We start from the raw sequence: 24,772 nt of genomic DNA, 5'->3' as shown, positions 1-24,772 counted from the left end.
ACCACCCCACGGCGGGCCACCCATCCCCATCCCCAGCCCCGCACACCCCACATAAACAACCCACCAACCACCAAGGCCCCAGCACAAGAAAGCACGAGGGCCTCAATGGCATGCCCACGCAACGCGGGACGGTGAGGCGCGTTAGCGCAGCATGCGGACTTCCGTGATGCCGAGAGCGTCGACAAGCCGGGCGCCGTCCTCAGCGAAGCCGTGCTTGCGGTAGAAGGCGCGGGCGCGGGCATTGTCCTCGGCCACCCACAGCTGCGCCGGGCCGGGCACGGCGGCGCGCAGCAGCCGGGCACCCACGCCAGTGCCGTGCACGCAGCGCAACGTATAGAGCGAATAGAGCTCCTGCTCCCGGACAATGTCCCCGCCTTTCGGGCGCGCGGGCCCGCTCCACGCGAAGCCCACGATGTCGTCATCCTCGGCCACAACGAGAGTGCCGGAGACGTGCGGGAGCATTTCCTCCCAGCGCCGCGTGCGCCGCGCCAGGGTGTCGCTTTCCCAGTGGGCAGCGGGCAGGTCGTAAGTCTCGCGCCAGGAGGTCCAGTGAACGTGGGCGAGGAAGGGGGCGTCAGCAAGCTGGGCGGGGCGAAGGTGCATACACAGAAAAATACCCCGCACAAGGCGGGGCATGTGTGTCTTACTTGCTGCTCAGTGCAGCCACCAGCTGGTTAAAAAGCATCACCACGTAGTTGATGAGGTCACCGCTGAGGTCAAGAACGCTAGACAGCATTTCCTTCTCCTTTACTCGCTGGACATGTCTTCTTCATTATCGCTTCGGCCCGACCGGGGCGTTACATCGGCGCGATGGTGTGCTTCTTGGGCAGATCCTTCTCTTGCTTATCGGCCAGCTGACGCAGCGCGCGGCGCAGGGCCAAGCGGGACTCGGCGGGCTTGATCATCGCGTCCAGGTAGCCACGCTCGGCGGCCACGTAGGGCGCGGTCATGGTCTCATCGTAGAAGTCCATGAACATCTTCTTGGTCATCGCGCGGGCCTCGGGGGTCTCGGCGGCGTCGAGCTGCTTGCCCGCGATCATCACCACGGCCGCCGCCGAACCCATCACGGCGATCTGCGCGGTAGGCCACGCCAGGTTGATGTCACCGGTGAGGTTCTTCGAGCCCATCACCGCATACGCACCGCCGTAGGCCTTGCGCACGATGAGCGAGACCTTCGGCACCGTGGCCTCCACCACGGCGAAGGCGAACTTGGCGCCGCGGTGAATGAGGCCGGCCTTCTCCTGCTCCACGCCCGGCAGGTAGCCCGGGGTGTCCACCACGAAGACCAGCGGGATGTTGTAGGCGTCGCAGATGCGGATGAAGCGCGCGCCCTTATCGGCGGCGTCCGCGTCGATGCAGCCCGCCAGGTGCATGGGGTTATTCGCCACGAAGCCCACGGTCTTGCCGTCGATGCGGCCGAAGGCGGTGATCATGTTCGGCGCGAAGTTTTCTTGGATTTCGATGAGATCGTCGTCGTCGCCCAGCTGCGCCAGCAGGTCCATCATGTCGTAGCCGGCGTTGGTGTCATCCGGCATGAAGGCGTCGAGGGAGGCTTCCTCGGCCACCTCGGCGTCGGAGGGGGCGTCGAAGGTCGGCGCCTCATCGAAGCAGGTCAGCGGGAGGTGATCGAGCAGGTCACGCACCACGTCGAAGGCCGCTTCCTCGGAGGGCACCACCATGGAGACGTTGCCGTTGAGCTCCTGCTGGCGCGCCGAGCCGAGGTCGTGGGAGGTGATCTCCTCGCCGGTGACCTCCTTGATGACGTTCGGGCCGGTGACGTACATCTCCGACTCGCCGTCGACGGCGATGACGAAGTCCGTGGTCACCGGGGCGTAGACCGCGCCGCCGGCGGACTTGCCCATCATGATGGAAATCTGCGGACTGCGGCCGGACAGCGGCATCTGGCGGCGGGCGATCTCCGAGTACATGGCCAGGGAGGTCACCGCGTCCTGGATGCGGGCGCCGCCGGAATCCTGGATGCCGATGACCGGGCAGCCGATCTTGATGGCCAGGTCCATGAGCTCGGTGACCTTCTTGCCAAAGGTGACACCCACGGAGCCGCCGTAGACGGTCTTATCGTGCGCATAAATGCACACCGGCCGCCCGCCGATGCGCCCGTGGCCGGTGACGACGCCGTCGGAGTAAATCGCCTCCGGATCCCCCGGTGTCTTGCCCAGGGCGCCGGTTTCGACGAAGGACCCCTCATCCAACAGCGCGTTGATGCGCTGACGCGGCGTAGTGCGTCCGGCGTCGTCGCGGCGCTTGCGGGAGCGCTCGCTACCGGGGTCCTGCGCGCGCTCCAGGCGCTCGCGCAGATCTGCCAGCTTCTCAGCGGTGGTGGACAATCTTCTCCTCGATCCAATCGTTGATGTGCTTGGCGACGACCCCAATGGCCGGCTCATCCGGCACCGCGAGGTGGTCTCCCTTCAGCTGCACAATCTCTAGATCCTTAACGATAACGCCCCAACCGCCGTCCGGGTCAATTGTGGCGTAGCGCGGCTCGAGCTCGATGGCGCCGTCGTGCATGCGCTCGGAGCGGAAGAGCAGAACCGGAAGCTGCACGTCGGCCCAGCGGCGCATGTCCAGCTTGCCCAGGATCTGGTTGTCCACGAAGGAGGCGCGCTGGTGCTCGAGGACACCGGCGGACAGGCCGTGTTCGGAGGCGTCGGTGGTGCTGAGGAACTCGGCGAGCATGGCCATCAAGGCGTCCTCGCCCATGGTTTCCAGCATCTCGTAGGGCGGCTCGAAGTCGAGGCCGTAGGTCTTCTTGGCAAAGGCGGCATAGCGGCCCCAGCGTGCCTTGGTCTCCTCGAGGGTATCGGGGGCCGGCTCGGAGGGCTGGGTGGTATCGAGCAGGGCGATGAAGGCCACCTCGACGCTCTCCTCGCCACGCTCGCTACGCTTGAGCAGCTGGTAGGCCACCTCATAGGCCAGCGCGCCGCCGAAAGACCAGCCGCCGAGCACAACCTTGCGCCCGCGAGCGTAGCGAATGATGTCCTCGATGTAGGCCGCGGCGCGATCCTCCAGGGAACCCTCGATGCGCTCGACGCCGTAGACGGCGACGTTCTCCGGCAGGCGGCGGGTCAGCGGCTGGTAGACCACGGTGGTGCCGCCAGCGGGGTGGAACATGAACACGGCGGGGCCGTCGGCCTCGCGCAGGACGCGGATGTTGCCCTCGACCTCGGTCTCGAGGCCAGCGCGCACGATATCGGCGAGCGGCTCGAGGGTCTCAGCCTCCAGCACCTGCGCGGCGGTGACCTCCACCCCGGCGCGCTCGCTGAGGCGCTGAGCAATCTGCGTGGCGACGTCCTCCGTCACCGCCGGCAGCGCCGAGGTGACGCCCGCGGCGGCCTTGCCGGTGAAGGTGGCCCAGGTGCCAAAGACCATGCGCTCGGAGGCGTCGCGCGGGGCCACACCCACGCCGGTGCCGGCCGGCTCGCCTGCGGCAGCGTCGGCCTCTGCGGTTTCGGTAGCTGCGTTGGCGGTTGCTGGGGAAGCACCGGTGTCAGCGCCGCCGGCCACGGCCTCCTCGACCATGGTGATGACGTCGGCAAGGGAGGCGTCGCGAAGAGCCTGCACCTGCAGCGGCGGAATCTGGAAGTCGTTCTCCACGCGGTTCTTGATGCGCATGCCCATGAGGGAATCCAGGCCCAGGTCAATGAGCGGCAGCTCGCGCGGCAGATCGGAGACATCGTAGCCCATGGACTCCGAGACGATGAGCGCCAGGCGCTCCTCCACGGTCTCCTCCGCCGGGTTCCAGCGGATGGCCTCGACCTCCGGCTCCAGGAAGGACTCCGGGCGGGCCGCCGGCGACGCGGCGCCCACTGCGCTGGCCTCGGTGGACGGGGCCAGCGCCAGGGAGGAGGCAAAGCCCTCCGCCACCAGCTGGGTGGTGGCACCATCGATGAAGTACACGGAGATGGACAGCCCGCCCAGCGAGCGACTCACCACGGTGGTCACCTCGCCCTGCGGCGGCAGATCCGCGTGCTCTTCCGAAGCCACCAGCTGCGCGCCGGTGGACACGGCCTCCGCCGCCGACTCCAGCAGCGCCAGCGCCGAGGGAGCCTGATCGGCGTTGGTGGAGAAGGCCACCTTGCCCTCCGGCAGCGTGACCCGCGCGCCCGGCAGGCCAGCCACGCCGGCGGAAGGCCGGGCGTTGGTCCAGAAGCGCTGGCGCTTGAATTGGGTACGGGGGGCGTCGACAAGCTCGCCCGAGCCGAAGACCTTGGTGTAGTTCACCGGCGCGCCGGCCACGTAGAGCTTGGCCAGCAGATCCAGCAACGACTCGGTGGGATCCACCTTGCGCTTGAGCGAGTAGAGCAGCTGCGCATCCGGCTTGCCCACCGCGAAGGCCGTGGACATCAGGCCCATGAGCGCGATGGGGTTGGGGGAAATTTCCACGATCTGGGTGTGGCCCGCCTCGAAGGCCGCCTCCGTGGCGTCCTGCAGGTAGACGGCGTGGCGGGTCATGCGCACCCAGTAGTCCTCATCGTGCACCACGGTGCCGGGGCGGTAGACCTCGCCGCGGTCCACGGAGGAGAAGAGCGCGGTGTGCAGCGGCTTGGCCTCAATGCCGGCGATCTCGGCGTAGAGCTCGCCGAGGATCGGGTCCACGGCCGAGGTGTGGCCCGCGCCCTTGACGTTGAGCGCGCGGGCGAACTTGCCCTCGCCGTCGAGTTTCTCCACCAGCTCCAAGACCTCCGCGCGGGGGCCGCCCACGGTGGTCATGCCCGGGCCGGTGTAGACGGCGGGCTCAATGGAGCCGTCGAGCTGCGCGATCTCCTCGGCGGAGAGCTCCACCACGGCCATCGCGCCCTGGTTTTCCTCGGTGAGCGAGTTCTCGCCCTCGCCCATGAGGCGGGCGCGGTGGCAGGCGATGAGCATGGCGTCGTGAGCGTCGATGCCGCCGGCGGCGTAGGCCGCGGCAATCTCACCCATGGACATGCCCATCACACCGGCCGGACGCACACCGAAGCTGGCCAGCAGATCCGTCAGCGCAATCTGGATGGCGGTGATAGCCACCTGGGCGGTTTCGGTGTTGTAGGTCTGGGAATCGTCCGCCACCAGCTCCAGGATGGACCAGCCGGCCTCGAATCCGACGATGGCGTCGAGTTCCTCCAGGCGCTCGCGGAACAGCGGCGAGACCGCGATGAGGTCCTTGGCCATCTTGCGGTGCTGGGAGCCGAAGCCGGAGTACATGAACACCGGGCCGGGCACCGTCGGTGAATCCGCCGCGGCGATGCCCACGGAGACCTTGCCCTCGGCCACGCGGCGCAGGCGGGCGATGGCCTCCTCGCTTGAGTGCGCCGTCACTACCGCGCGCGAGCGCCCATGGTTGCGCCCGGCCAGTGTGCGGGCCAGGGAGAGCAGGTTAGGCTGCTCCGACTCGATGTACTCGGCCAGCGTGGCGGCCGCGGCGGCGCGGCGGGAGGGCAGCAGGCCGGAGACCGGCAGGGACACCGGGGCCTCCGGGCCGATGGCCACCTGCGGGGCGTCTGTGGCGGTGCGGCCGCGGTAATCGCTTAGGACCACGTGGGCGTTGGTGCCGCCGAAGCCGAAGCCGGAAACGCCCGCGATCTTCTGCCCGGAGTACTCGGGCCACTCGCGCGGATCCTCGACCACCTCGAGGTGCTCGGCGTCGAAGTCGATGTAGCGGTTGGGCGCGGAGTAGTTAATAGAGGGCGGGATGACGCCGTGGCGCATGCCCTCGATGACCTTGATGAGGCCCACCACGCCGGCGGCGGACTCGGAGTGGCCGATGTTTGTCTTGGCCGAGCCCAGCAGGGTCGGGGTGGCGTTGCTGCGGCCCGGGCCCAGCACGCGGCCGAGGGCGGCGGCCTCGATAGGATCGCCCAGGATGGTGCCGGTGCCGTGGGCCTCGACGTAGTCCACGTCCTGGGGGCGCACGCCGGCGTCGGCGTAGGCGCGCTGGAGGACCTCGACCTGCGCCTCCGGGTTCGGGGCGGTCAGGCCGTTGGAGTGGCCGTCGGAATTGACCGCGGTGCCCTTGATGACGGCGAGGATGCGGTCGCCGTCGCGTTCGGCGTCGGCGAGGCGCTTGAGCACCAGCACGCCTACGGCGTCGGCGCGGACGATGCCGTCGGCGTCGTCGGAAAAAGCGTGGATGGCGCTGGTCGGGGAGGTCACGCCGAGCTCGCTGAAGCCGGTGGAGGCGTGCGGGCCGGCGAGGATGTTCACACCGCCGGCCAGGGCTATATCGGAGGCGCCGTAGCGCAGATCCTTGACCGCCTGGTCCACCGCGACGAGCGAGGAGGAACAGGCGGTATCGACGTTGAGGGAGGGGCCGCGCAGATCCAGCGCGTAGGAGATGCGGTTGGCGATGATCGACGAGGAGGTGCCGGTCATGGCGTAGGGGTGCATCTCGGCGGGGTCGGCGGTGATGAGCATGCCGTAATCGTTGTTGGTGGAGCCCATATAGACGCCGGTGGCGCTTCCGCGCAGCTCGTTGGCGGGCAGGCTGGCGTCCTCGAGTGCTTCCCAGGTCACCTCAAGCAGCAGGCGCTGCTGGGGATCCATGTTGGCGGCCTCGAGTGGGGAGAGGCCGAAGAACTCGGCGTCGAAGGAGGCGATGTCCTCGATGTAGCCGCCGTCGGTGTTCTGCTGGGCGATCTTCTCACTGGTGATGGGGTCCGCGGAATACTCGGACCAGCGGCCGACGGGAAGCGGGCCGGTGCCGGCGCGGCCCTCGACAAGCATCTGCCAGAACTCATCGACATTGGCGGCGCCAGGGAAGCGGCCGGCGTAGCCGATGACGGCGACGTCCCCGCCGAAGGCCCGCGGCTCGGCGTGCGCAGCCTGCGGGGTGGGCTCGGGCACCGCACCGTTGACTAGGCGATCCGCCAGCTGGGCAATGGTGGGATACTCGTAGGCAACCGTGGGCTCCAGCTTGATGCCCAGCAGGTTTTCCAGCTCGCCGGACAGGACAACCGCGTCGCGTGAAGAGAGTCCGAAGTTTTCTAAAGGCTTAGCGTCCGTGATTTCCTCGGGGGAAAGTCCGGTGGTCTCCGCGACCCAGTTGCGCAGCCAACCTCGCAATTCTTCAACGGTCATAAAAATTCTAACTTTCTATCTTGGGTGCGTTGTCTTAAGAAAACATCGCCTAGAGCCCGCATGAGGGCAGGGCTCAGCCACTCATACTCTATGTATATCGATTCATTGTCTCACCTTGTTAACTCCTGTCACAGAATCGACATACCTGCGCTGGAGCTCCGCAACTCACACTGGCCCACCATGCACAAAGGCCCCGCAAGCACAGCTTGCGGGGCGTAACAAAGGCTTGCGGGGCGTAAGTAAAGGAATGCGGGGCTAGCCGCGGGCCTCCTCAAAGCTCTTCTTGGCCACACGGCGGGCAATCTTGCCCGAGGAGGTGCGGTTAATCTCGTTGGCCTCGAACCACTGGATCACCGCCGGGGTCACGCCGTGGTGCTTGGACACCGCGGAGCGAATGAGCTCGGTGGCGGCGGCATCGCCCTCGGGGCTGGCACCATCAGCGCGCTCGATGAGCAGCACCAGCTCCTCGGTGTTGCCGCCCTCCACGGAGAAGGCCGCCACGGAGTCGGCGCGCACCTGATCGCTGGCCTCCTGGACGGTGCCCTCGATGTCCTGCGGGTAGTGGTTACGGCCAGCCACCACCACGAGGTCCTTGAGGCGGCCGGTGATGTAGAGCTGATTGTCCACGATGGCGGCCAAGTCACCGGTGGCCAACCAGCGATCATCCTCCGGTGCGCCCTCCACGCGGCTGCCGGTCTCCATGCGCTTGTCCAGGCGGTTGCGGAAGGTCGCGGCGGTCTCCTCCGGGCGGCCCAGGTAGCCCGCCGCGGTGTTGTCGCCGTAGACCCAGATCTCGCCGATGTGGGCGTCGGGAAGCTCCTGCCTGGTCTCCGGATCCACGATGGTGAGGAACTGGGAGGTAATGTTCTGGCCGTTGGAGGCGAAGGCCACGGAGTTCTCGCCCGGCTCCACGATGACCGCCTTTCCCTGCGCGAGCTCGTCGCGGTCGAAGTAGGAGATGAGCGGGCGCTCGCCCTGCTGGCAGGTGGCCACCAAGAGGGAGGCCTCGGCCAGGCCGTAGGAGGGGCGGATGGCCTTGCGGTTGAGCTTGTATTCCTCCTTACCAAAGACCTCGAAGAAGGCCTTGAGCGCGCTCTCCGTCACCGGCTCGGAGCCGACGATCATGCCCTCCAGGTTGGAAAGATCCAGCTCCTCCCCCGGCTTCGGCGCACCGTAGCGCGCCGCCAGCTCCAGGGCGAAGTTCGGCACCACGGCGTAGGTGCCCTGCAGGTGATCGTCGATGGGCTTGCGCTTCATCTGCTCCACCCAGCGCTTGGGCTGCTGGACAAAGTCGCGCGGGGTCATGATCTCAATGTTGATGCCCAGGATGGTGACAAAGACCGCGACGATGATGCCCATATCGTGGTGCATCGGCAGCCAGGAGACCACGCGCGGCGGGATCTTCAGCTCCACCGCGGAGAAGATCTGCAGCACGTTGGTCATGATGTTGCGGTTGGTCAGCAGCACGCCGGCCGGGGTGCGGGTGGAGCCGGAGGTGTACTGCAGGAAGGCCGGCTGATCAATCGGCGCGCCCTGCAGCTGGGCGGCCGCCGCCTGGCCCTGCTCGGTCTCCAACGGGTTAACCCAGGACTGTGCCAGGGTGTCCGGCAGCGAGTCGATGGAGATGATGCGCGGGCGTTGCGCCGCGGGGTACTCGGAGAAGTACGCGCGGTTGGCGGCGGCGGAGACGTTGTTGGTGAGCACGATGGAGGGGTTAGAGTCTCCGAAGACCGCCTTGAGGTGGTCCGTGTGGCCCGGCTCGTTGGGATCGTAGAGCGGGATGGGCGTCATGCCCGCGTACATCGCGCCGAGGAAGCCGAAGATGTACTCCGGGGAGTTGCCGGCCAGGATGGCCACGCGGTCCCCCATCTGGCCCACCTGCTGCAGGCGGGCGGCGACGGCCTTGATGCGGGTGTTGACCTGGGAACGAGTGAAGTCGCGCGGGGTACCGGCGGGATCCTCGGTGTATACCCACTGGCGCAGGACGGGACGGTCGGGGACGCCGGCCTGCTGCTCCATTCCGTAGACGTGCTCGCAGAGTCCGGCGAGGGTCAGGTGCGGGGGCAGGGCAATTGCGCCGCGCTCGTCAAAGAACTGACCAATGAGGGCTTTCAGGTCCATCGGTGCTCCTTCGGGGGTCGGGGTCGTTATTTTTGACATTGAAAATATCAGACTATGGGCGCGATTCGTTACACGCAACCCCACACCCACAAATGTGCGCCTAGACGGCGCCGCTTAGGCTTGGTCGATGATGCCGCGCGCCCAGTCCACCACCCACTGGTTGGCGGTGGTGCCCTCGATGACGTCGCCGTTGAAGGCGTACATGGCGTGCACACCGTTGGCCTCGATGAGGTCGCGGGCGCGGCCGAGCCCGTTGGCGACGTCATGTGGGGCATCGCAAATCGAGTCATTTGGCGCGCAGATCTGGAAGGTGCGCTCGGCCAGCTCGCCGAACTTGTTGGGGCGCGGGCCGCGCATCGTCGCGCCCGGCACCACGGCCTGGATAAGCTTGGACACCGGCTCCAGCGCAATCTCCGCGCCGATGCCATTCACGCCGACTCCGGGGTTGACACCGACGCCCGCTTCACGACGCCCATCCGCCACCAGCGCCACGCCCGCCACGGCCTCGGCCGGGATGGGACCGTTGCCGCCGCCGATGCGGTCGGCCACGTCGCCCACGATGACAGCGCCCTGCGAGAAGCCGGACAGCACGAACTTCGTCGCCGGGCAAGTCTCGTGCATGTAGGTCAGCTCGCCCTCCAGGCGGGAGGTGCCCTCGTTGCGCGAGTCGTCGTAGGTCATCTCCTGCTGAGCGTTGATGTTCTTAAACTGCGCGGTGTAGGGCAGCGTCCACACCTTGACGTCCTCGGGGACGTAGCTCTCTTTCAGCGGGTTGGTGATGGAGAGCATGAAGGAATTGGGGTTGGCGCCGGGGTTGATGGGGTCGTCGTCAGCCGCGGATTCCCACGTGCCGGGGGCAGAAATGAACTCCACGCGCGGGCACCAGTCCGGCTGCTCGGGGGCCTCGACTCCTCCGGATGGCTCGGTTGGCGCCTCACCCACGATGTCTTCTCCCGCGTTGCGGGTGTTGAGGAAGTGAACCGCTCCTGCGCCAAGGACAGCAAGAATGACGAGGACGGCTATAACGGTGAGTGTTTTTCGCATGAAGAAGTTTCTATCTCAGTACGTGTAAGGAATGCTGCCAACAAGGTGGGAATCCCCGCCTAGTTGGCACACACGTTCCCGCGGGCCTGATCGGTAATCAGGGCGGTGAGCTGGCCGTGATCCAGCTCGGTTCGGCCCTGCTCGATGAGCTGGCCGGCCACAGCCGGCGCGGTGACGGCGTCATCGTGGCAGACCGCCTGGGCCGCGCCAATGAGGGTATCTTCCACCCCGGCGACGTCCACGCCGCCCTGGGACACCGCCTCCAAGTACTTCTGCTCAGCGCCCTGCGGGCCGGCGGGCGTGGGGATCTCGGAGATCTCGTGGGCACCGCGGTCCTCGGGCACGGGGCTGGCGCTTTCCCGCGCCGCCCCAGGCTCCGTGGACGACGCCGCTCGGGACTCTGACTCAGACTCTGACGCTTGCCCTGACTTAGGGCCAGCCGTAGTGGACGCAGCCGAACTGCGCTCCAGCGGGGCGACAGTCTCGCTTTCGCCGGTGTCCTCCACGGTGGCGGAGCCGCAGCCAGCGAGCACCAAGGCGGTACCGGCGAGCAGAGTGGCAAGAGTTCGCATCATGGCTACTTCTTCTCCGCCTGGATCTGGCCCATGACCTCACGGATGACGCCGTGCTGGAAGGACTGGCTCAGCCCGCCGGCGGCGATTTCGCTGTAGTCGTCGCTGGGCCAGCCAAACTCGCCCTGCTCGAAACCGCGCTTGCCCCACTCGTTCATGATGTTGCCGTAGAGGATGTAGTGCGCGCCGGTCTCCGGGTTCCAGTAGATGTTTCCGTGCTCGAACTCCTGGAAGGCACCGCCCTTGATGGGCTTCTCGTTGCCGCGCGGGAAGCCCAGCTTGGACTCGGCCGCGCCCAGCTCCTTGTACTTCGCGCCGATGGCGCCGTGGACCACGGAGTTGGACTTGTCGGGGTTGCGGGTGAGCACGCCGTTCTCGAACTCCTGGACGAAGCCCTCGCCCACCTTGCGCACGTCGGAGGTCGGGTACTTGAGGTCGCCGCGCTCCCAGCCGTTCTTGCCCCAGGCGTCGACCATGTCCTTGGGGATCGGCCAGGCGCCGGTCTCCGCGGTCCAGTAGATGGAGCCGTGCTCGAAGTGGACAAAGCGGCCGCGGCCGTCGGGGGTCTTCTCCTCGCCGGTGACCGGGAAGCCCAGCCAGGAGGTCGGGCCACCGATCTCGGAGTAGCGGGCACCGATGCGGCCGAAGACGGCGTGGGCGCCGGTCTCCGGGGACCAGTAGGCGGTGCCTGCCTGGAAGTCCTGGGCCTTGCCGCGCTCGGCGACGTCGTACTCGTTGTTCAAGCACTTGCCGATGATGCCCGACTTCGTGGCGTTAGCAATCTCGCCCACCGGGGCGCAGTCCGCGCCGCGGTCCTCCTTGGACACGCCCAGGGCGTCGGCGATGTAGGGCCAGGCCTCGGACATCTCGAACTGCCAGTACTCCCAGCTGTGCACGCCGGAGGGGCGGAACTTGGTCACCGGCTCCACGCCGGCGCGCTTGGCGTAGTCCACGAAGGTCTGGGTGGACATGCGGGAGATGGCCTCCAGGCCCATGCCGGCGATGTTGGCCGGGCCCTTGGCCACGGAGTCGGGGTTGCCAAAGTCAGACTTGCCGGAGCCGGAGGAGACGTAGACCTTCATGTCCTTAAGAGCCTCGATGCCCAGCTTCGGGTCGTGGTCGATCCAGTCCTGGGAGTAGGCCGGGCCCCACATCTTGGAGGAGGTGTAGCCACCGGCGTCCATCTGGGCGGCCTGGATGGCTTCGGGCATGCCCTGGGTGGTGGTGTCCAGGTAGCCGGAGAAGGAGCCGACGAACTTGAACAGGTAGGGGTGGCGCTCCGCCAAGTTGACCGCGGAGGTGCCGCCCATGGAGATGCCCACAATGGCACGGTTCTGGTTGGAGCGGTAGGCCTTGTCCAGGATCGGCACGAGCTCCTGGGTGAGGAAGGTCTCCCACATGTAGTGCTTGCCGTTGTCCGGCTGCTGCCAGTCGGAGTAGAAGGAGGACTCGCCGCCCACCGGCATGATGAGGTTGACGTTGCGGTCGGCGTACTGGTTGAGGATGTCGGTCTCGATGGTCCAGCCGGACTCGTCATCGCGGGCGCGCAGGCCGTCGAGAGCCCACACCTCCGGGAACTTCTTGTCCGGGCTGGAGTACCAGTCGCGCGCCAGCTGAATCTGCACCTTCTGCTCCTGGTCCGGCATGGCGGCGGACTTGATGTAGACCATGAGGTGGCGGTTGGTGAGGTACTCGACGCGGGAGACAGACACGCCCTCCGGCAGACCCTCGATCTTGGGGTACTCGGTGTTGACCGGGGTGCGCTGCGGCGGCTCGCCGGGCGCGAAGGCATCGGAAAGGTTGGAGCTACCCAGAGCGTTGCCGATCTCACCGATGGCGTCGGTGGAGGATCCCTCCTGCGCGGTGGCGCCGGGCAGAAGGGCTACGGCGACGGCGAGTGCGGTGGGCAGGGCTGCGATGGCCAGGCCCTTGCGAGCCTTGGCCGGGGAACGAAGCGAAGAGGCAGACGCATTTTTTGGCATAGATGTGTCCTTGGAATTGTCGAGGGGTGCGCCCATGTGAAAAGCCCAGCGCTGACTAACGCGCTGCGGCCCGCGGGCTCCGCAGGTTCCCCTCCTGCGGAACTCGCCACTGGTGCGCGGTGAGCTGTCTATTGTGCGCTCAAGTTTAAGTTGAACTTGAGACTTTCGACAGAGGGACACGCCCAAAATCACACAAAAAGGCTGGCCCCGCGAACGGGACCAGCCTTTTCTCAGCCAGCGCTCTCACGCTGATGCGGAATCAGCCGCAGCAATTACCACGCGTTCATCACGTCGAGCACGCGCGGCTTGGACTGCTCGAGCTGGTAGCCAAACTGCTCCCAGTTGTGCAGGCCCTGCGCCGGGTAGTTGGTGGTCAGGTGCACGCCGGAGACGCGAGCCTTGGCCTCCCAGATGTGGGTGGTGGCGTTGGAGAAGAGCTCGAGCGCCATGCCGGCGGCCTGGTGCTTGGGCAGGTACTTCTGGTCTGCCGGACCCGGCATACCGGAGGCCGCGGAGACGTAGACGTCGGTGCCCGCGCGGGACAGGTTGGAGATCTGGTTGAAGGGATCGTTTTCGAAACGAGTGGGGCTAATCAGCGAGCCGTACATGGAGTTGATGTTGAAACCGCCGGCGTCGAGAAGCGCGGCGCGCATGAAGGTCTGGCCTCCCGGCAGGGTGGTGGCCAGGTAGCCGGAGTAGGACAGCGTCTGGCGGAACTGCTCCGGGTGCTTGCCGGCCAGGGTGATGGCCGCGGTGCCGCCCATGGACAAGCCGGCGATGGCGTTATTGTTGCGGGCCACGCCGAAGTTGCCCTCGAGGTAGGCCGGCAGCTCCTTGGTGAGGAAGGTCTCCCACTGGTACTTGACCGGGTTCTTCAGGTCATAGGTGGCAGGGCCACGCCAGTCAGCGTAGAAGGAGGCCGCGCCGCCCACCGGCATCACCAGGGTGATGTTGTGCGGCTCGTAGGTGCGCGCCGCGTTGACGTCGTGCACCCAGGCGTTGGTGCTGTCCATGGCGCGCAGGCCGTCGAGCAGGTAGAAGCCGGCGTTGCCGCCGTTCTTGGCAGGCTGGATCTGCACCGGGATGTTCCGGCCCATGGCCTGAGACCACACGTCGCAGCGCTGGACCCACCAGCCCACCTTGTCCCACTCGCAGGTGCCGGTGGCGTCGTTGCGCAGCCAGTCACGGTTGGCCGCGGATGCTTCTTGCGTGCCGGCGGACACGGCCAAGCCCAGAGCGAGGGCCACGGCGGTCACCACGGTCAGCACGCGCGCCTTGAGTCCAGAACTCAGTGCGATCATGTCTCTCCTTTAGATGAACTTCCCTAGAGTGAAAACAGTGCTACCAATCTATCGGCGAGACACCGCTGATAATTACAGATCGATAACGAGATTCTTAAGCAGCTTAACTCACCCACCCCCCTTTCGCCCTAATGCGGGCGCACGGCCGGGGTTATCGGGCGAGGTAGACCGAGGGATCGTCGTCAAGCGTCAGCGTGCGGCCCGGGCCCAGCGCAAAGCGAATGTTCTTAAAGAAGCGCTCCACGGTAAGCGGATCCCGGTAGCTGGCAAAGAGCTCTTGGAACTCAGGTGACGCCAGCGCCGCGCGGGCGCGCTTGGCCTCGTCTTTGTCGTACCACGGCGGCAGCTGATTCAGGTCCACCGGCGCGAGCGCCGCCTGCCACTCGATGCTCAAGTTCTTGTCGTGGCCGATGCGCCCGTCCGGGATGCGCGGCTGACGCGCGGCCACCGGGGTGGCCAGGCCGATGTTATCCAGCACGCGCACGTACAGCGGCGCGAAGCCGGAGGCCATGCCCATGTTGACCATGTAGACCGTGGGCGCGGCGTCCACCGAGTCATCGCGCGGCAGGCTGCCCCAGCCAAAGACATCCGGATCCTCGCTCTCGAGGTAGATAAACGCCATGCCGTCGCCGTTTTCCAGCCCTCGGATGCCGTCGGCGTAGTTGGTCACCAGCTTCATCTCGGTGAAGTCTTGCAGGCGGCGCGGCGGGTGGCCGGCCTCGCGGTGGGTGGCATAGGTCCAGAAGTCGCGCTCGTCAACGATGCTGATGCTCTTCTCATAGTCCGCCCAGTGGGTGGGGTGCCCGCGCAGAATGATGACGACGGCCCACACCGCGCACAGGGCCGCCACGAGCACCGTCAGCGCGCTGCGCACGCGCAGCACGAAGACCGGCAGTAGCGCGGCGAAAAGCGGCAGCAGCAGCATGCGCCCGTGCATGAAGTCGCCGCCCACGCGCAGCACGTACAGGGTGTGCAGCAGTGCGGTGCCCACCATCACGTAGGTCACGGTGGCCTGGGTGCGCAGGCCCGCTGGGCGCAGCGGGGCGCGCCACAGCGCGGCCAGCGCCAGCGCCACCAGCGGCAGGTAGAGCGCGTAGGGGTCAAAGAGATCGCGCAGGTAGGTCCAGCCGTAGGCCCATGCGCTTTCCGACGCCGACTTCGCCACCGCCGTGTGCGGCGTGAGCAGGCCGTAGTAGCCCATGCGGAAGAACTGGTAGCCGGCCGGGATGGGCAGCGCGCAGGCGAAGATGCCCGCCCAGGCCCGCCAGGAGCGATGGGTGGCCAGCAGCAGCAGGCCCACGAAGCCGCCGTAGAGCGCGAGCTCCGGGCGCACCAGCCAGGACAGGCCCGCCCACAGCGCCAGCCAGTAGGCGGAGGTGTTTCCGGGCACCCGCACCCAGCGCACGAGCAGCGCCCACAGGGCGGCCAGATAGAAGATGGACAGGCCCCACTCCAGGCCGGAGGTGAAGAAGTCGCGGGCCGGGGGCAGCGCCAGGTAGACCAAGGCGCCGGCGGGCACCACTACCCCGCGGGCGGCCTTCGCGGTGGCCCAGGTGCCCAACACCATGGCCGCCACGGAGAAGGCCAGCCCCAGGTAGATAGCGATGGCCGCCAGATCCAACTGGGTGAGCCAGCGGACAAAGAGGATGAGGTACTGCCACAGCGTGGAGGTGTTGGCCTCGACGCGCTCGCCGGCGTTGAAGACGGGGCCGTTGCCCGCCTCGAGGTTGCGCACGGTGCGCAGGACGATGAGTCCGTCGTCGCAAATCCAGCGGCGCAGCCAGCCACCCCACAGCGCGAAAACACCGATCCCAGTGACCGCAAGCACCGCGCTGAGCCGGGATGCGTTCATGGGACCGGTGTTATTCATGAGGCAAAATCTTATCAGTATCTCACCGAAATCCTGCTATTGTGCCGCTGGTTTAAGCCCCCACCATCGGCATGATGTAGACGGCCATGGCGATGCAGGCCAGCCACAGCAGGGCGAGGATCTGCAGGACGCGATCCTCCAGGGCAATCTCATCCGGCGCGCCGCCGTTGCCGCGGTCGACGTCCGCCGCGTAGCGCAGGATCGCGATGGTAAAGGGCACCATGGAGATCTGGTACCACACGCTGGCCGCGCCGTCGGACTGGCTGGAGAGCTGGAAGCCCCACAGCGCGTAGGCCATGACCACCGCGGTGGCCGCCAGGGTCCACACGAAGCGCAGGTAGGTGGGCGTATAGCCCTCTAGGGCCTTGCGGATCTTCGCGCCGGTGCGCTCGGCCAGCAGGATCTCCGAGTAGCGCTTACCGGAGGCCATGAAGAGCGAGCCGAAGGCCGCCACGAGCAGGAACCACTGGGAGAGGTCGATGCCCGCGGCCACGCCGCCGGCCATGGTGCGCAGCATGAAGCCGGAGGAGACCAGGGCGATGTCGATGACCGGCATGTGCTTCCAGCCAAAGCAGTAGCCCAGCTGCAGGCCGATGTAGATGGCCATGACCACAGCCAGCTGCGGGCCGGCGGTGGCCAGGAAGGACAGCCCCAGCGAGCCGACGATCAGGGCGACGGCCATGGCGTAGGCCATGCCCACCGGCAGCACGCCGGCGGCGATGGGGCGGAAGCGCTTGGTCGGGTGGGCGCGGTCGGCCTCGACGTCGCGGGCGTCGTTGATGAGGTAAATCGAGGACGCGCCCATGCAGAAGACGATGAAGGCGAGGAGGACGTCGAGAAGCACGCGCGAGTGAAAGAGCGCATCTGCGCCGGCGGCCGCAGGGGCGGCCAGCACAAGGACATTTTTCACCCACTGCTTGGGGCGCAGGGCCTTGATCATGCCGTCGGCGAGGTTCTTCGGCGGCTTGCGCTTGCGGCCAGTATCGATGCCGGAGGTATGCGGCTCCGAGTGGAAGACTTTCTGCTCGCCGTCGTTGGATCGACTACTCATCGGGTCTTCCTTTCATAGCGGTCGATGGCCTCGGCGGTCACGGCGCCCAGCGCCGCGCCGAGGGCGGTATCCGAGGGGTAATGCACTCCGAGCACCATACGCGATGCCATCATCACCGGCACACCCAGCAGCGGCGCCGGGGTGCCCAGCACGCGGGAGGCGCCCACGAGGAACGCGGCTGTCGACGTCGAGTGGGAGGAGGGAAAGGAAAGCTGAGACGGGGTGCCCACCCCGACGCGCACGTAGGGGTAGTCGGGGCGCTTGCGGCGCACAATGCGCTTGATCACAACGCTGGCCGCGTGCGCCGTAAACGCACTCGCGCCGACCGCCAGCCACTGGCGACGCCTCTTCTCATCCACCGCCGCGGCCACCCCGGACAGCGCGAGCCAGCCCAGGGCGTGCTCGCCGAAGTGGCTCAGACCCCGGGCGGCGGGCAGCACGCCCGGCACGTCGAAGGCAACGTTTTGGATGGCCTCAAGAATGTGGGATTCCGCCACGGAGAGCTTATTGGGCATCGAAGACCTTCCTCCAAGACTCGCGCGAGGTCAGCTCCGGCAGCGCCTGGCGGTACTGACGGCGCAAATCCTCGAAGTTCTCCTCGATCTCCTTGAGCATGTCGCGGGTCTGCTTGACCAGGTCGGTGGCCAGCTCGCGATCGCGCTTGCGGAAGGCCACGCCGGTGCCGCCGGCGGTGGAGACGGTCGCCGAGTCCACGCGCGAGAGCGTGAACCAGCGCGCCTCCTCCGGGGTGAGGTTGAGCTGCGGGGCCGCGTGGTGGACCGGGTCCTCCTTGGTGGCCAGGTGCTGGAGGGACTTGAGAAGCCACGGAATCTTCTTAATCTTGCCCAGGCGCCCGCCGACGTTGCGGGTGGGCACGCCCGGCGCGCCGGTGGCCGGCGGGAGCTGGTCGGCAGACTCGATGATGACGGCGTCGGAGTAGCCCTTGCGGATCTCCGCGATGCGCGGCAGGGAGGTCTCCAGGATATCGAAGAGCTGGTCCGGGCCGGCCAGGAAGTCCTTCATGGCCTCCAGCTGGATGGCCATGGTGGAGTACTCCATGCACATGGTGTGCTTGAGGGTGGACTTGAAGATGGAGCGCGTGATGCCCTTGGCGTCGCCCTCGTGGTAGAGCGCGGCGACGATGAGGCGGTTGCGCAGGTGGAAGTAGGCCTGCCAGTCGATCGCGTCATCCTTGTCCGCCCAGGCCATGTGCCAGATGGCCGCGCCCGGCCAGGTCACCGTGGGGAAGCCGTGGGCGGCGCCGCGCAGGGAGTACTCGGTGTCGTCCCACTTGATAAACAGCGGCAGGGGCTGGCCGATACTCTCCGCCACCACGCGCGGGAAGAGGCACATCCACCAGCCGTTGTACTCGACGTCGATGCGGCGGTGCAGCGCACGGGAGTCGTAGTTCTTGGGGTCGAGGTGGGATTGGGCATCACCAATTGCGCGCAGCGGGTACTTGGCAAAGTCGTGGTCGTAGACGGCGTGCGGGGCCGCGCCCCACATGAAGTCCGTGCGGTTGACGCGCTCGCCGGTGGTGCGCAGCTGGGATCGCTCCTGCAGGTTGAGCATCTGCCCGCCGACGATGATTGGGGACGCCGCGTAGCGCGCCGCCTGAACTGCCCGCAGGATGGAGTCCGGCTCGATGGCGATGTCATCATCCATGTAAAGGATGTAGGGGGAGTCCGTGTTTTCCAGCGCCTCGAACATGATGCGGGAGTAGCCGCCGGAGCCGCCCAGGTTGCCCTGGCGGAACTCGCGGAAGCGCTCGCCGAAGTGGCCCACGGCCTCGTTGTAGCCGGTCTCGTCGGCCGGGTGCTGGGTGCCCTGATCGGGCATGAGGACGTAGTCGATGATGCCGTCGACCACCGGGTCCTCCGCCAGCGCCTGCAGCGCGGCGACGGCGTCGGTGGGGCGGTTGAAGGTGGGAATGCCCACGGCGACGCGCTTGTCCTGGACGGGGTACTCGGAGCCGTCGGGAAGCGTCTGCGGCTGCGGGGCGTGCGGGGCGCACCAGGCCGCGTCCGAGAGGGTGGTGTCCTCCTCCGCGGTGACGTCGAACCACAGCCAGCCGCCGTCCTCGAAGTTCTTCAGGGGCAGCTCGAACTCGTGGTGGCCGGTGGTCACCAGGTGGTTGGCCACGGAAATGCGCTGGCCGTCCTGCTTGGAGCGGTAGAGGGAGATGTTGGCCTGGCCCTCCACGTCCATGCTCAGCACAATGGACTTGAGCTGAGACCAGCGGCGCCAGTAGGAGGCGGGGAAGGCGTTGAAGTAGGTTTCGAAGGAGGCTTCCTCGCCCGCCGGGATGGTCACCGCGTTGCGGTCGCTCCAGGACAGGCGCTGACGGTTTTGCTCGGGTTCGATGAGGTAGAGCATGCGAACGTCGTAGGGTTCGCCACGCTTCGGCAGCAGGATGCGCTGCACCGGCTCATAAGCCGCGGGTGTGTTGGCAGTCACGATAGCTTCGATTCTCCAAACGTTTTTCAACAGTAGTCAGAGACAAAGCGTAGTTGTTCAACTGCCCAACACAGGATTCCCACGCGGGTTCCTGGGGGTTTAGGCCTCAGCGGCGGCGTGCTCGCCCACCGGTTCGATGCCCAGGCGGTTGAGCATGTAGAGGACGCGGGCGCCGAGGTCGTCGGCGAGCTCGCGGGTGGCCTCGACGGTGTCCGCCTTGGCGATGTCCCAGATCTTGATGTCCTTGCCCGCCTCATCGCGCTCGATGTCGCGGCCGAGGTAGACGATGTAATCCGGCATGGTCACCATGCGCAGGTCCTCGACGTAGCGGTCAGCCTCAGCCAGGCCGCGCTCCTCCAGGACGTGGGCCATGTGGGAGTCCGTGCCATTCTCCGGGTGGGCCACGGCGGCGTCAACAAGCAACGCATCACCGGCGTACTTCTTGGTCAGCGCCACGGCGGCCTGAGCCAGGGCGTGGTCAGTGCCGGCGCTAAAGCGCACGTGGATGCGGTGGGTGCCAAAGTGCTCGCGCACCTCGCGCTCGACCATGACGGGGATGAACTCCTCGAGGGTCGCGCCCTCGGTGTGGCGGGCGATGGTGGCGTCAAGGAAGGAATCGATCTCGGCAGCGGTGTACTCGTGGCCGTAGTCGGCGTGGAGATCCGCGCGGAGGGTATCAAAACGCTGAGTATTGGGAATAGTCACGATTAAACTCACTTTCAGTTTCCTTGCTGTTAACCTAAAGTTAACTTTACACACGCCGCGCTATGTGCGCAAGGTAAGACACACCAAATACGAAAACGCAAAAGGCACCCCCGCTCGGGAGGGTGCCTCATTCAACTGCGCACGCGTGCTAGTGGCCGCGCTCCTGCTCCAGCGCCTTGCCCTCGGTAAAGAAGGGAGCGAGCTTGTTGTCATACATCGACAGCGCAGAGCCAATCGCCATGTGCATGTCGAGGTACTGGTAGGTGCCCAGGCGCCCACCAAAAAGCACCTTATTCTCGCGCACCTCCGCCGCCGCGAGCCTGCGGTAGGCCTTGAGCTTCTCGCGATCCTCCGGGGTATTGATGGGGTAGTACGGCTCCTCGCCACGCTCGGCAAAGCGCGAGTACTCCTTGACAATCACCGTCTTATCCTTCGGATACTGATCCTTGCGCTCCGGGTGGAAGTGGCGGAACTCGTGGATGCGGGTGTACGGCACGTCCGCGTCGTTGTAGTTCATCACCGGGGTGCCCTGGAAGTCACCGGTGTCCAGCACCTCCATATCAAAGTCCAGCGTGCGCCAGCCCAGCTCGCCCTCGGCGAAGTCAAAGTAGCGATCCAGCGGGCCGGTGTAGACAACGGGCGCGTCTGGCGAATCCGCCCGCAGCTCATCGCGCACATCAAACCAGTCGGTGTTTAGTTGGACATCGATAAGCTCATGCGAGGCCATCTTCTCCAGCCACGCCGCGTAGCCATCGACCGGCAGGCCCTCGTAGGTGTCGTTGAAGTAGCGGTTGTTGAAGGTGTAGCGCACGGGCAGGCGGGAGATAATCTCCGGGGGTAGCTCCGTGGGATCGGTCTGCCACTGCTTGGCGGTGTAGTGCTTGACAAAGGCCTCGTAAAGCGGCTTGCCAATGAGCGCAATGCCGCGCTCCTCCAAGTTGGTCGCCGCGGCGGGGTCGCGGCCCTCGCGCTGCTCCTCGATGAGCGCCTTGGCCTCGTCTGGGGAGTAGTAGCGGCCAAAGAACTGGTTGATCAGGCCCAGGCCCATGGGGAACTGGTAGGCGGTGCCGTTGTGCATCGCAAAGACGCGGTGCTGGTAGTCGGTGAACTCGGTGAACTGGTTGCAGTACTCCCACACGCGCTTGTTGGAGGTGTGGAAGAGGTGCGCGCCGTACTTGTGCACCTCGATGCCGGTTTCGGGCTCGGGCTCGGAGTAGGCGTTGCCGCCGAGGTGGTCGCGGCGCTCGACGATGAGCACCTTCTTCCCCAGCTGCGAGGCGCAACGCTCGGCCACGGTGAGACCGAAGAAGCCGGAGCCGACAACGATGAGGTCATATGAAGTCATGACCAACAGCTTATTGCAGTGTGTGGCCTGCATCCTGGCGGGTCCGGCCGCGCGTGTCGCAACACTGTCCCCAAGAACAACGCACGTAACATTTGGCACATCTGTTAACAGGCGCCTTAATTCCTAGGAGAAGCACGTGCAACTACGGCAGCGAATTGTCCCCACTAAATCCAGGTGGTCCACGCCGGTCATCGCGGCGGTGACCTCCATCTCCGTGATCGCCGCTGCCGCGCTGGGCGGCCAGGGCATCCTCAAGACCCAAGACGACGCCTCCGGACCCATCGAGGTCAGCTCCGCCAGCGAGAGCTTTGCGGGCGGCGAGACGGTAGTCATCGACGATCCCGCCATCGCCGCCCAGGGCGAGGGCGACGGCCCGCGTGCGGTCAAGCAGTTCCACCGCGACGAGCCCTTCTCCATGTTCGCGGTGACGTGGAAGGGCTCCCGCGATGTCGCCGCCTTCGTGCGCGCCAAGCAAGCAGACGGCTCCTGGTCCGAGTGGTACAACATGGACTCGATGGCCTACAGCAACGATGACCCGAACGCCACCAACGGCACCGAGCTCATCTACGTGGGCGATACCAACGACGTGCAGGTCAACGTCAGCAACGTCGATGTGGTGACCGGCTCGAACCTGGACGAGAGCTTCGAGGAGCGCCCGGTGGAGGACGCCCCGCTTGACGACGCCGCTTCCGACGCCGAGGGCGCACCCGCCGATACTGTCTCCGACGCTGCTGCTCCTGGCGCCGATGCTGTTGCTTCGGACGCCGCCCCTGGCGCTGAGGCTGAGGTCGACCCCCTGACCGCCGCCGCCAACGCCGCTGCCGAGGCCTCCCGCGCGCCGCGCCCGGCGCCGCTGCCCTACAACGTCGGCGACATCGCCCCGGTTGCCGAGGAAGCCCCTCTCGACCCCGCCCCGGCCGCAGAGAACACCGACCCCGAAGAGAACGCAGACGCCGAGGGCAACGCCGACTCCGCGGCGGCGCCGGCAGAAGAGAACGCTGATACCAGCACCGAGGGCCTCGAAGCCGTGTTCATCGACGGCAACGCCCAGGCCGGCGAGGCCATCGACCAGGTCGCCGTCACTGCGGGCATGCCCAAGGTGGTCTCCCGCGCGGGCTGGGGCGCCAACGAGAACATCCGCTGCATGAGCCCCACCTACGACAACGGCGTCAAGGCCCTCGCCCTGCACCACACCGCCGGCAGCAACAACTACACCAAGGCCCAGGCAGCCGCCCAGGTCCGCGGCATCTACCAGTACCACGCGCAGACGCTGGGCCGGTGCGATGTGGGCTACAACGTGCTCGTCGATAAGTACGGCACCATCTACGAAGGCCGCTACGGCGGGCTGGACAAGGCCGTGCAGGGCGCCCACATCGGCGGCTTCAACTCCAACACCTGGGGCATCTCGATGATCGGCAACTACGAGACCGCCCAGCCCACCTCCGCCATGCTCAACTCCGTCGCGGAAATCGCCGGCTGGAAGGCCGCGGTCTCCGGCTTCGATCCGCAGGGCACCGTGGGCCTGCGCGCCGGCAGCTTCGGCGGCTCCCGCTACCCCGCCGGCGCCACCGCCACCGTCAACCGCTTCTTCGGCCACAGCGACGTGCACTACACCCAGTGCCCGGGCCGCTACACCATCGCCCAGTGGCCGCAGATCCGCAAGGCCGCGCACAACAAGTACCTGTCCGTGAAGAACAACAGCAGCTTCACCCCGCCCAGCTGGAACACCCCCGGCAGCACCCCGCCGTCCAACCCCGGCGGCACCCCGCCCTCCAATTCCGGCGCCACCTCCTCCATCGGCGGCGTCGACGTGCCCGTCGAGGTCATCGCCGCTGTCGCCGGCATCGCGGCCACGCTCTTTGCCATCATCATGAAGCGCAACGGCGGCGTACCCGAGCTGGACTCCGTGGCCGGCGTCGACGCAACGAAGATCCCGGGCATCGTCACCAAGGTTGTCAGCCTCACCGGCAACGAGGGCCTGCGCGAAACCTGGACCGCCGTCCTCAACGCCTTTGGGCCGGTCCTCGGCCTGCCGGTGGGCGGCCCGGACCTCAACGCGGGTGTGGTCTCGCAACTCTTCCAGAACGGCGTGGTGCTCTCCTCCGAGGACACCGGCACCCACGCGCTCGTCGGCGAGATTGCCAAGGCCTGGTCAGAGGGCGATAACGCCACCAAGCTCGGGCTGCCCACCTCCGACGAAATCAGCGAGGGCAAGAGCATCCGCGTGACCTTCCAGGGCGGCTCGATTGTCTACGACCGCGAGACCGAGCAGATCCACGTCTACGTCGACTAGAACCAGCGCTGGAGCACCTTAGCGACGCCCGCCTGATGGTTCGCCGCCGTAATCTCATCGGCGGCCTCCTTGACCATCGGGTGGGCGTTATCCATGGCCACGCCGTGGCCCACCCAGCGCAGCATCTCGACGTCGTTAGGCATGTCCCCGAAGGCAATGATCTCCTCGCGGGCCACGCCCAGCTCCTGCGCAAGCCACTCGACTCCGCGCCGCTTGGTCACGTTCGGGGCGGCCACCTCGAGGATCCCCTCATTCATGGAGTAGGTCACGTGCGCCACGGTGGGGTCCACGAGTGGGGCGACGCGCTCGTAGAGCTCCGGGGCGGTGTGCTCGGTGTTGCGGATGAGCAGCTTGACCACCGGCTTGGCGGCAAGCTCTTCGATGGTGACGACGCCGAAGCCGTCGAAAAGTGCGTTCTCCGAGTAGCGCGGCTCCACCACGAAGAGCTCCTCGACGGGATCTCGCAGCGAGGTGCCGGTGCGCTCCACGCCGAAGCCCGCTCCCCCGAAAGGCGCCAGTGCCTCCTGCGCAGCGGCGATGACCTGGGCGATGGCCTCCGGCGCCAGCTCGTGGGCGGAGAGGATGGCGTCGTTGGCGGAGTCGTAGACCACCGCGCCGTTGGAGGTCACGCACAGGGGGCGCACGGGTAGCTGCTCGAGCACTGGCTGGATCCAGCGGAACGGGCGGCCCGTGGAGAGCGCGAAGTAGGCGCCGCTGCGTACCGCGCGGGCCACGACTTCGCGGGTTCGGCGGGGCACACGGTGGTTGTTGTCCAGGAGCGTGCCGTCGATGTCGCTCGCGATGAGTCTCGGGGTCATGGATGCCAGTCTACTTGCCCGTAACTTCTGCGCGCCCCGCTTAGCGACGCCCCATCAGCACCGCGCGCGTCACCACCGCGCGCCAGCGTCTCGCCGGATCGCGCGCTCGCACCCGGTATCAGTGGCGCTGCGGATGCCCAAG

16 protein-coding genes are annotated in these 24,772 nt (G+C 66.7%); 1 reads left to right on the top strand and 15 read right to left on the bottom strand.

Features of this window, described 5'->3' with window-relative positions; translation table 11 throughout:
* Positions 1-141: 141 nt before the first annotated feature.
* From Q4E25_RS11020 to glf, 14 genes are all read right to left on the bottom strand, one after another.
* Positions 142-603, bottom strand: a complete 462-nt coding sequence (locus Q4E25_RS11020; RefSeq protein ID WP_303157080.1) for a GNAT family N-acetyltransferase — start codon at positions 601-603, stop codon at positions 142-144.
* Positions 604-797: 194 nt separating this feature from the next.
* Positions 798-2,345, bottom strand: a complete 1,548-nt coding sequence (locus Q4E25_RS11015) for an acyl-CoA carboxylase subunit beta (RefSeq protein ID WP_303157077.1) — start codon at positions 2,343-2,345, stop codon at positions 798-800.
* Positions 2,329-7,071 (bottom strand): type I polyketide synthase, encoded by a 4,743-nt coding sequence (locus Q4E25_RS11010; protein ID WP_303157076.1) that lies wholly within the window; start codon positions 7,069-7,071, stop codon positions 2,329-2,331. The genes Q4E25_RS11015 and Q4E25_RS11010 overlap by 17 nt, the downstream gene beginning before the upstream one ends.
* A gap of 255 nt (positions 7,072-7,326) precedes the next feature.
* A complete protein-coding gene (locus Q4E25_RS11005; protein WP_303157074.1) occupies positions 7,327-9,192 on the bottom strand; it encodes a FadD32-like long-chain-fatty-acid--AMP ligase in 1,866 nt (621 codons plus the stop codon).
* A gap of 114 nt (positions 9,193-9,306) precedes the next feature.
* Entirely contained in the window at positions 9,307-10,236 is a 930-nt protein-coding gene (locus Q4E25_RS11000; protein WP_303157072.1) for a cutinase family protein, read from the bottom strand.
* Positions 10,237-10,295: 59 nt separating this feature from the next.
* Positions 10,296-10,811 (bottom strand): hypothetical protein, encoded by a 516-nt coding sequence (locus tag Q4E25_RS10995; RefSeq protein WP_303157069.1) that lies wholly within the window; start codon positions 10,809-10,811, stop codon positions 10,296-10,298.
* A gap of 2 nt (positions 10,812-10,813) precedes the next feature.
* Complete coding sequence (locus Q4E25_RS10990) at positions 10,814-12,790, bottom strand: alpha/beta hydrolase-fold protein (RefSeq protein ID WP_303157067.1); 1,977 nt, start codon at positions 12,788-12,790, stop codon at positions 10,814-10,816.
* 272 nt (positions 12,791-13,062) lie between these two features.
* On the bottom strand, positions 13,063-14,091 hold the full coding sequence (locus Q4E25_RS10985) for an alpha/beta hydrolase family protein (protein WP_303157065.1): 1,029 nt from the start codon (positions 14,089-14,091) through the stop codon (positions 13,063-13,065).
* A 151-nt stretch (positions 14,092-14,242) separates the two neighbouring features.
* Positions 14,243-15,961 (bottom strand): hypothetical protein, encoded by a 1,719-nt coding sequence (locus Q4E25_RS10980; RefSeq protein WP_303157064.1) that lies wholly within the window; start codon positions 15,959-15,961, stop codon positions 14,243-14,245.
* A gap of 52 nt (positions 15,962-16,013) precedes the next feature.
* The gene (locus tag Q4E25_RS10975) at positions 16,014-17,012 is read right to left on the bottom strand and encodes a decaprenyl-phosphate phosphoribosyltransferase (RefSeq protein WP_303157063.1); all 999 of its coding nucleotides are present in this window, start codon (positions 17,010-17,012) and stop codon (positions 16,014-16,016) included.
* A complete protein-coding gene (locus tag Q4E25_RS10970) occupies positions 17,009-17,527 on the bottom strand; it encodes a phosphatase PAP2 family protein (protein ID WP_303157061.1) in 519 nt (172 codons plus the stop codon). Before Q4E25_RS10970 ends, Q4E25_RS10975 begins: the two co-directional genes overlap by 4 nt.
* The gene (locus Q4E25_RS10965) at positions 17,517-19,469 is read right to left on the bottom strand and encodes a glycosyltransferase (RefSeq protein ID WP_303157059.1); all 1,953 of its coding nucleotides are present in this window, start codon (positions 19,467-19,469) and stop codon (positions 17,517-17,519) included. The genes Q4E25_RS10970 and Q4E25_RS10965 overlap by 11 nt, the downstream gene beginning before the upstream one ends.
* A gap of 99 nt (positions 19,470-19,568) precedes the next feature.
* Positions 19,569-20,174, bottom strand: a complete 606-nt coding sequence (locus tag Q4E25_RS10960) for a three-helix bundle dimerization domain-containing protein (RefSeq protein ID WP_303157056.1) — start codon at positions 20,172-20,174, stop codon at positions 19,569-19,571.
* Positions 20,175-20,322: 148 nt separating this feature from the next.
* A complete protein-coding gene (glf, locus tag Q4E25_RS10955; RefSeq protein ID WP_303157054.1) occupies positions 20,323-21,519 on the bottom strand; it encodes a UDP-galactopyranose mutase in 1,197 nt (398 codons plus the stop codon).
* 136 nt (positions 21,520-21,655) lie between these two features.
* Here glf and Q4E25_RS10950 point away from each other — a divergent pair, with 136 nt between their 5' ends.
* Complete coding sequence (locus tag Q4E25_RS10950; protein ID WP_303157052.1) at positions 21,656-23,812, top strand: N-acetylmuramoyl-L-alanine amidase; 2,157 nt, start codon at positions 21,656-21,658, stop codon at positions 23,810-23,812.
* On the opposite strand, the gene Q4E25_RS10945 is transcribed toward Q4E25_RS10950, so the two are convergent.
* Complete coding sequence (locus tag Q4E25_RS10945; protein ID WP_303157050.1) at positions 23,809-24,630, bottom strand: HAD family hydrolase; 822 nt, start codon at positions 24,628-24,630, stop codon at positions 23,809-23,811. The genes Q4E25_RS10950 and Q4E25_RS10945 overlap by 4 nt on opposite strands.
* Positions 24,631-24,772 lie beyond the last annotated feature (142 nt).

This window comes from Corynebacterium sp., from assembly GCF_030532325.1.
Lineage (GTDB): Bacteria > Actinomycetota > Actinomycetes > Mycobacteriales > Mycobacteriaceae > Corynebacterium.
Note: the sequence above shows the minus strand (reverse complement) of the source record. Positions and strands in the feature narration are given on the sequence as shown.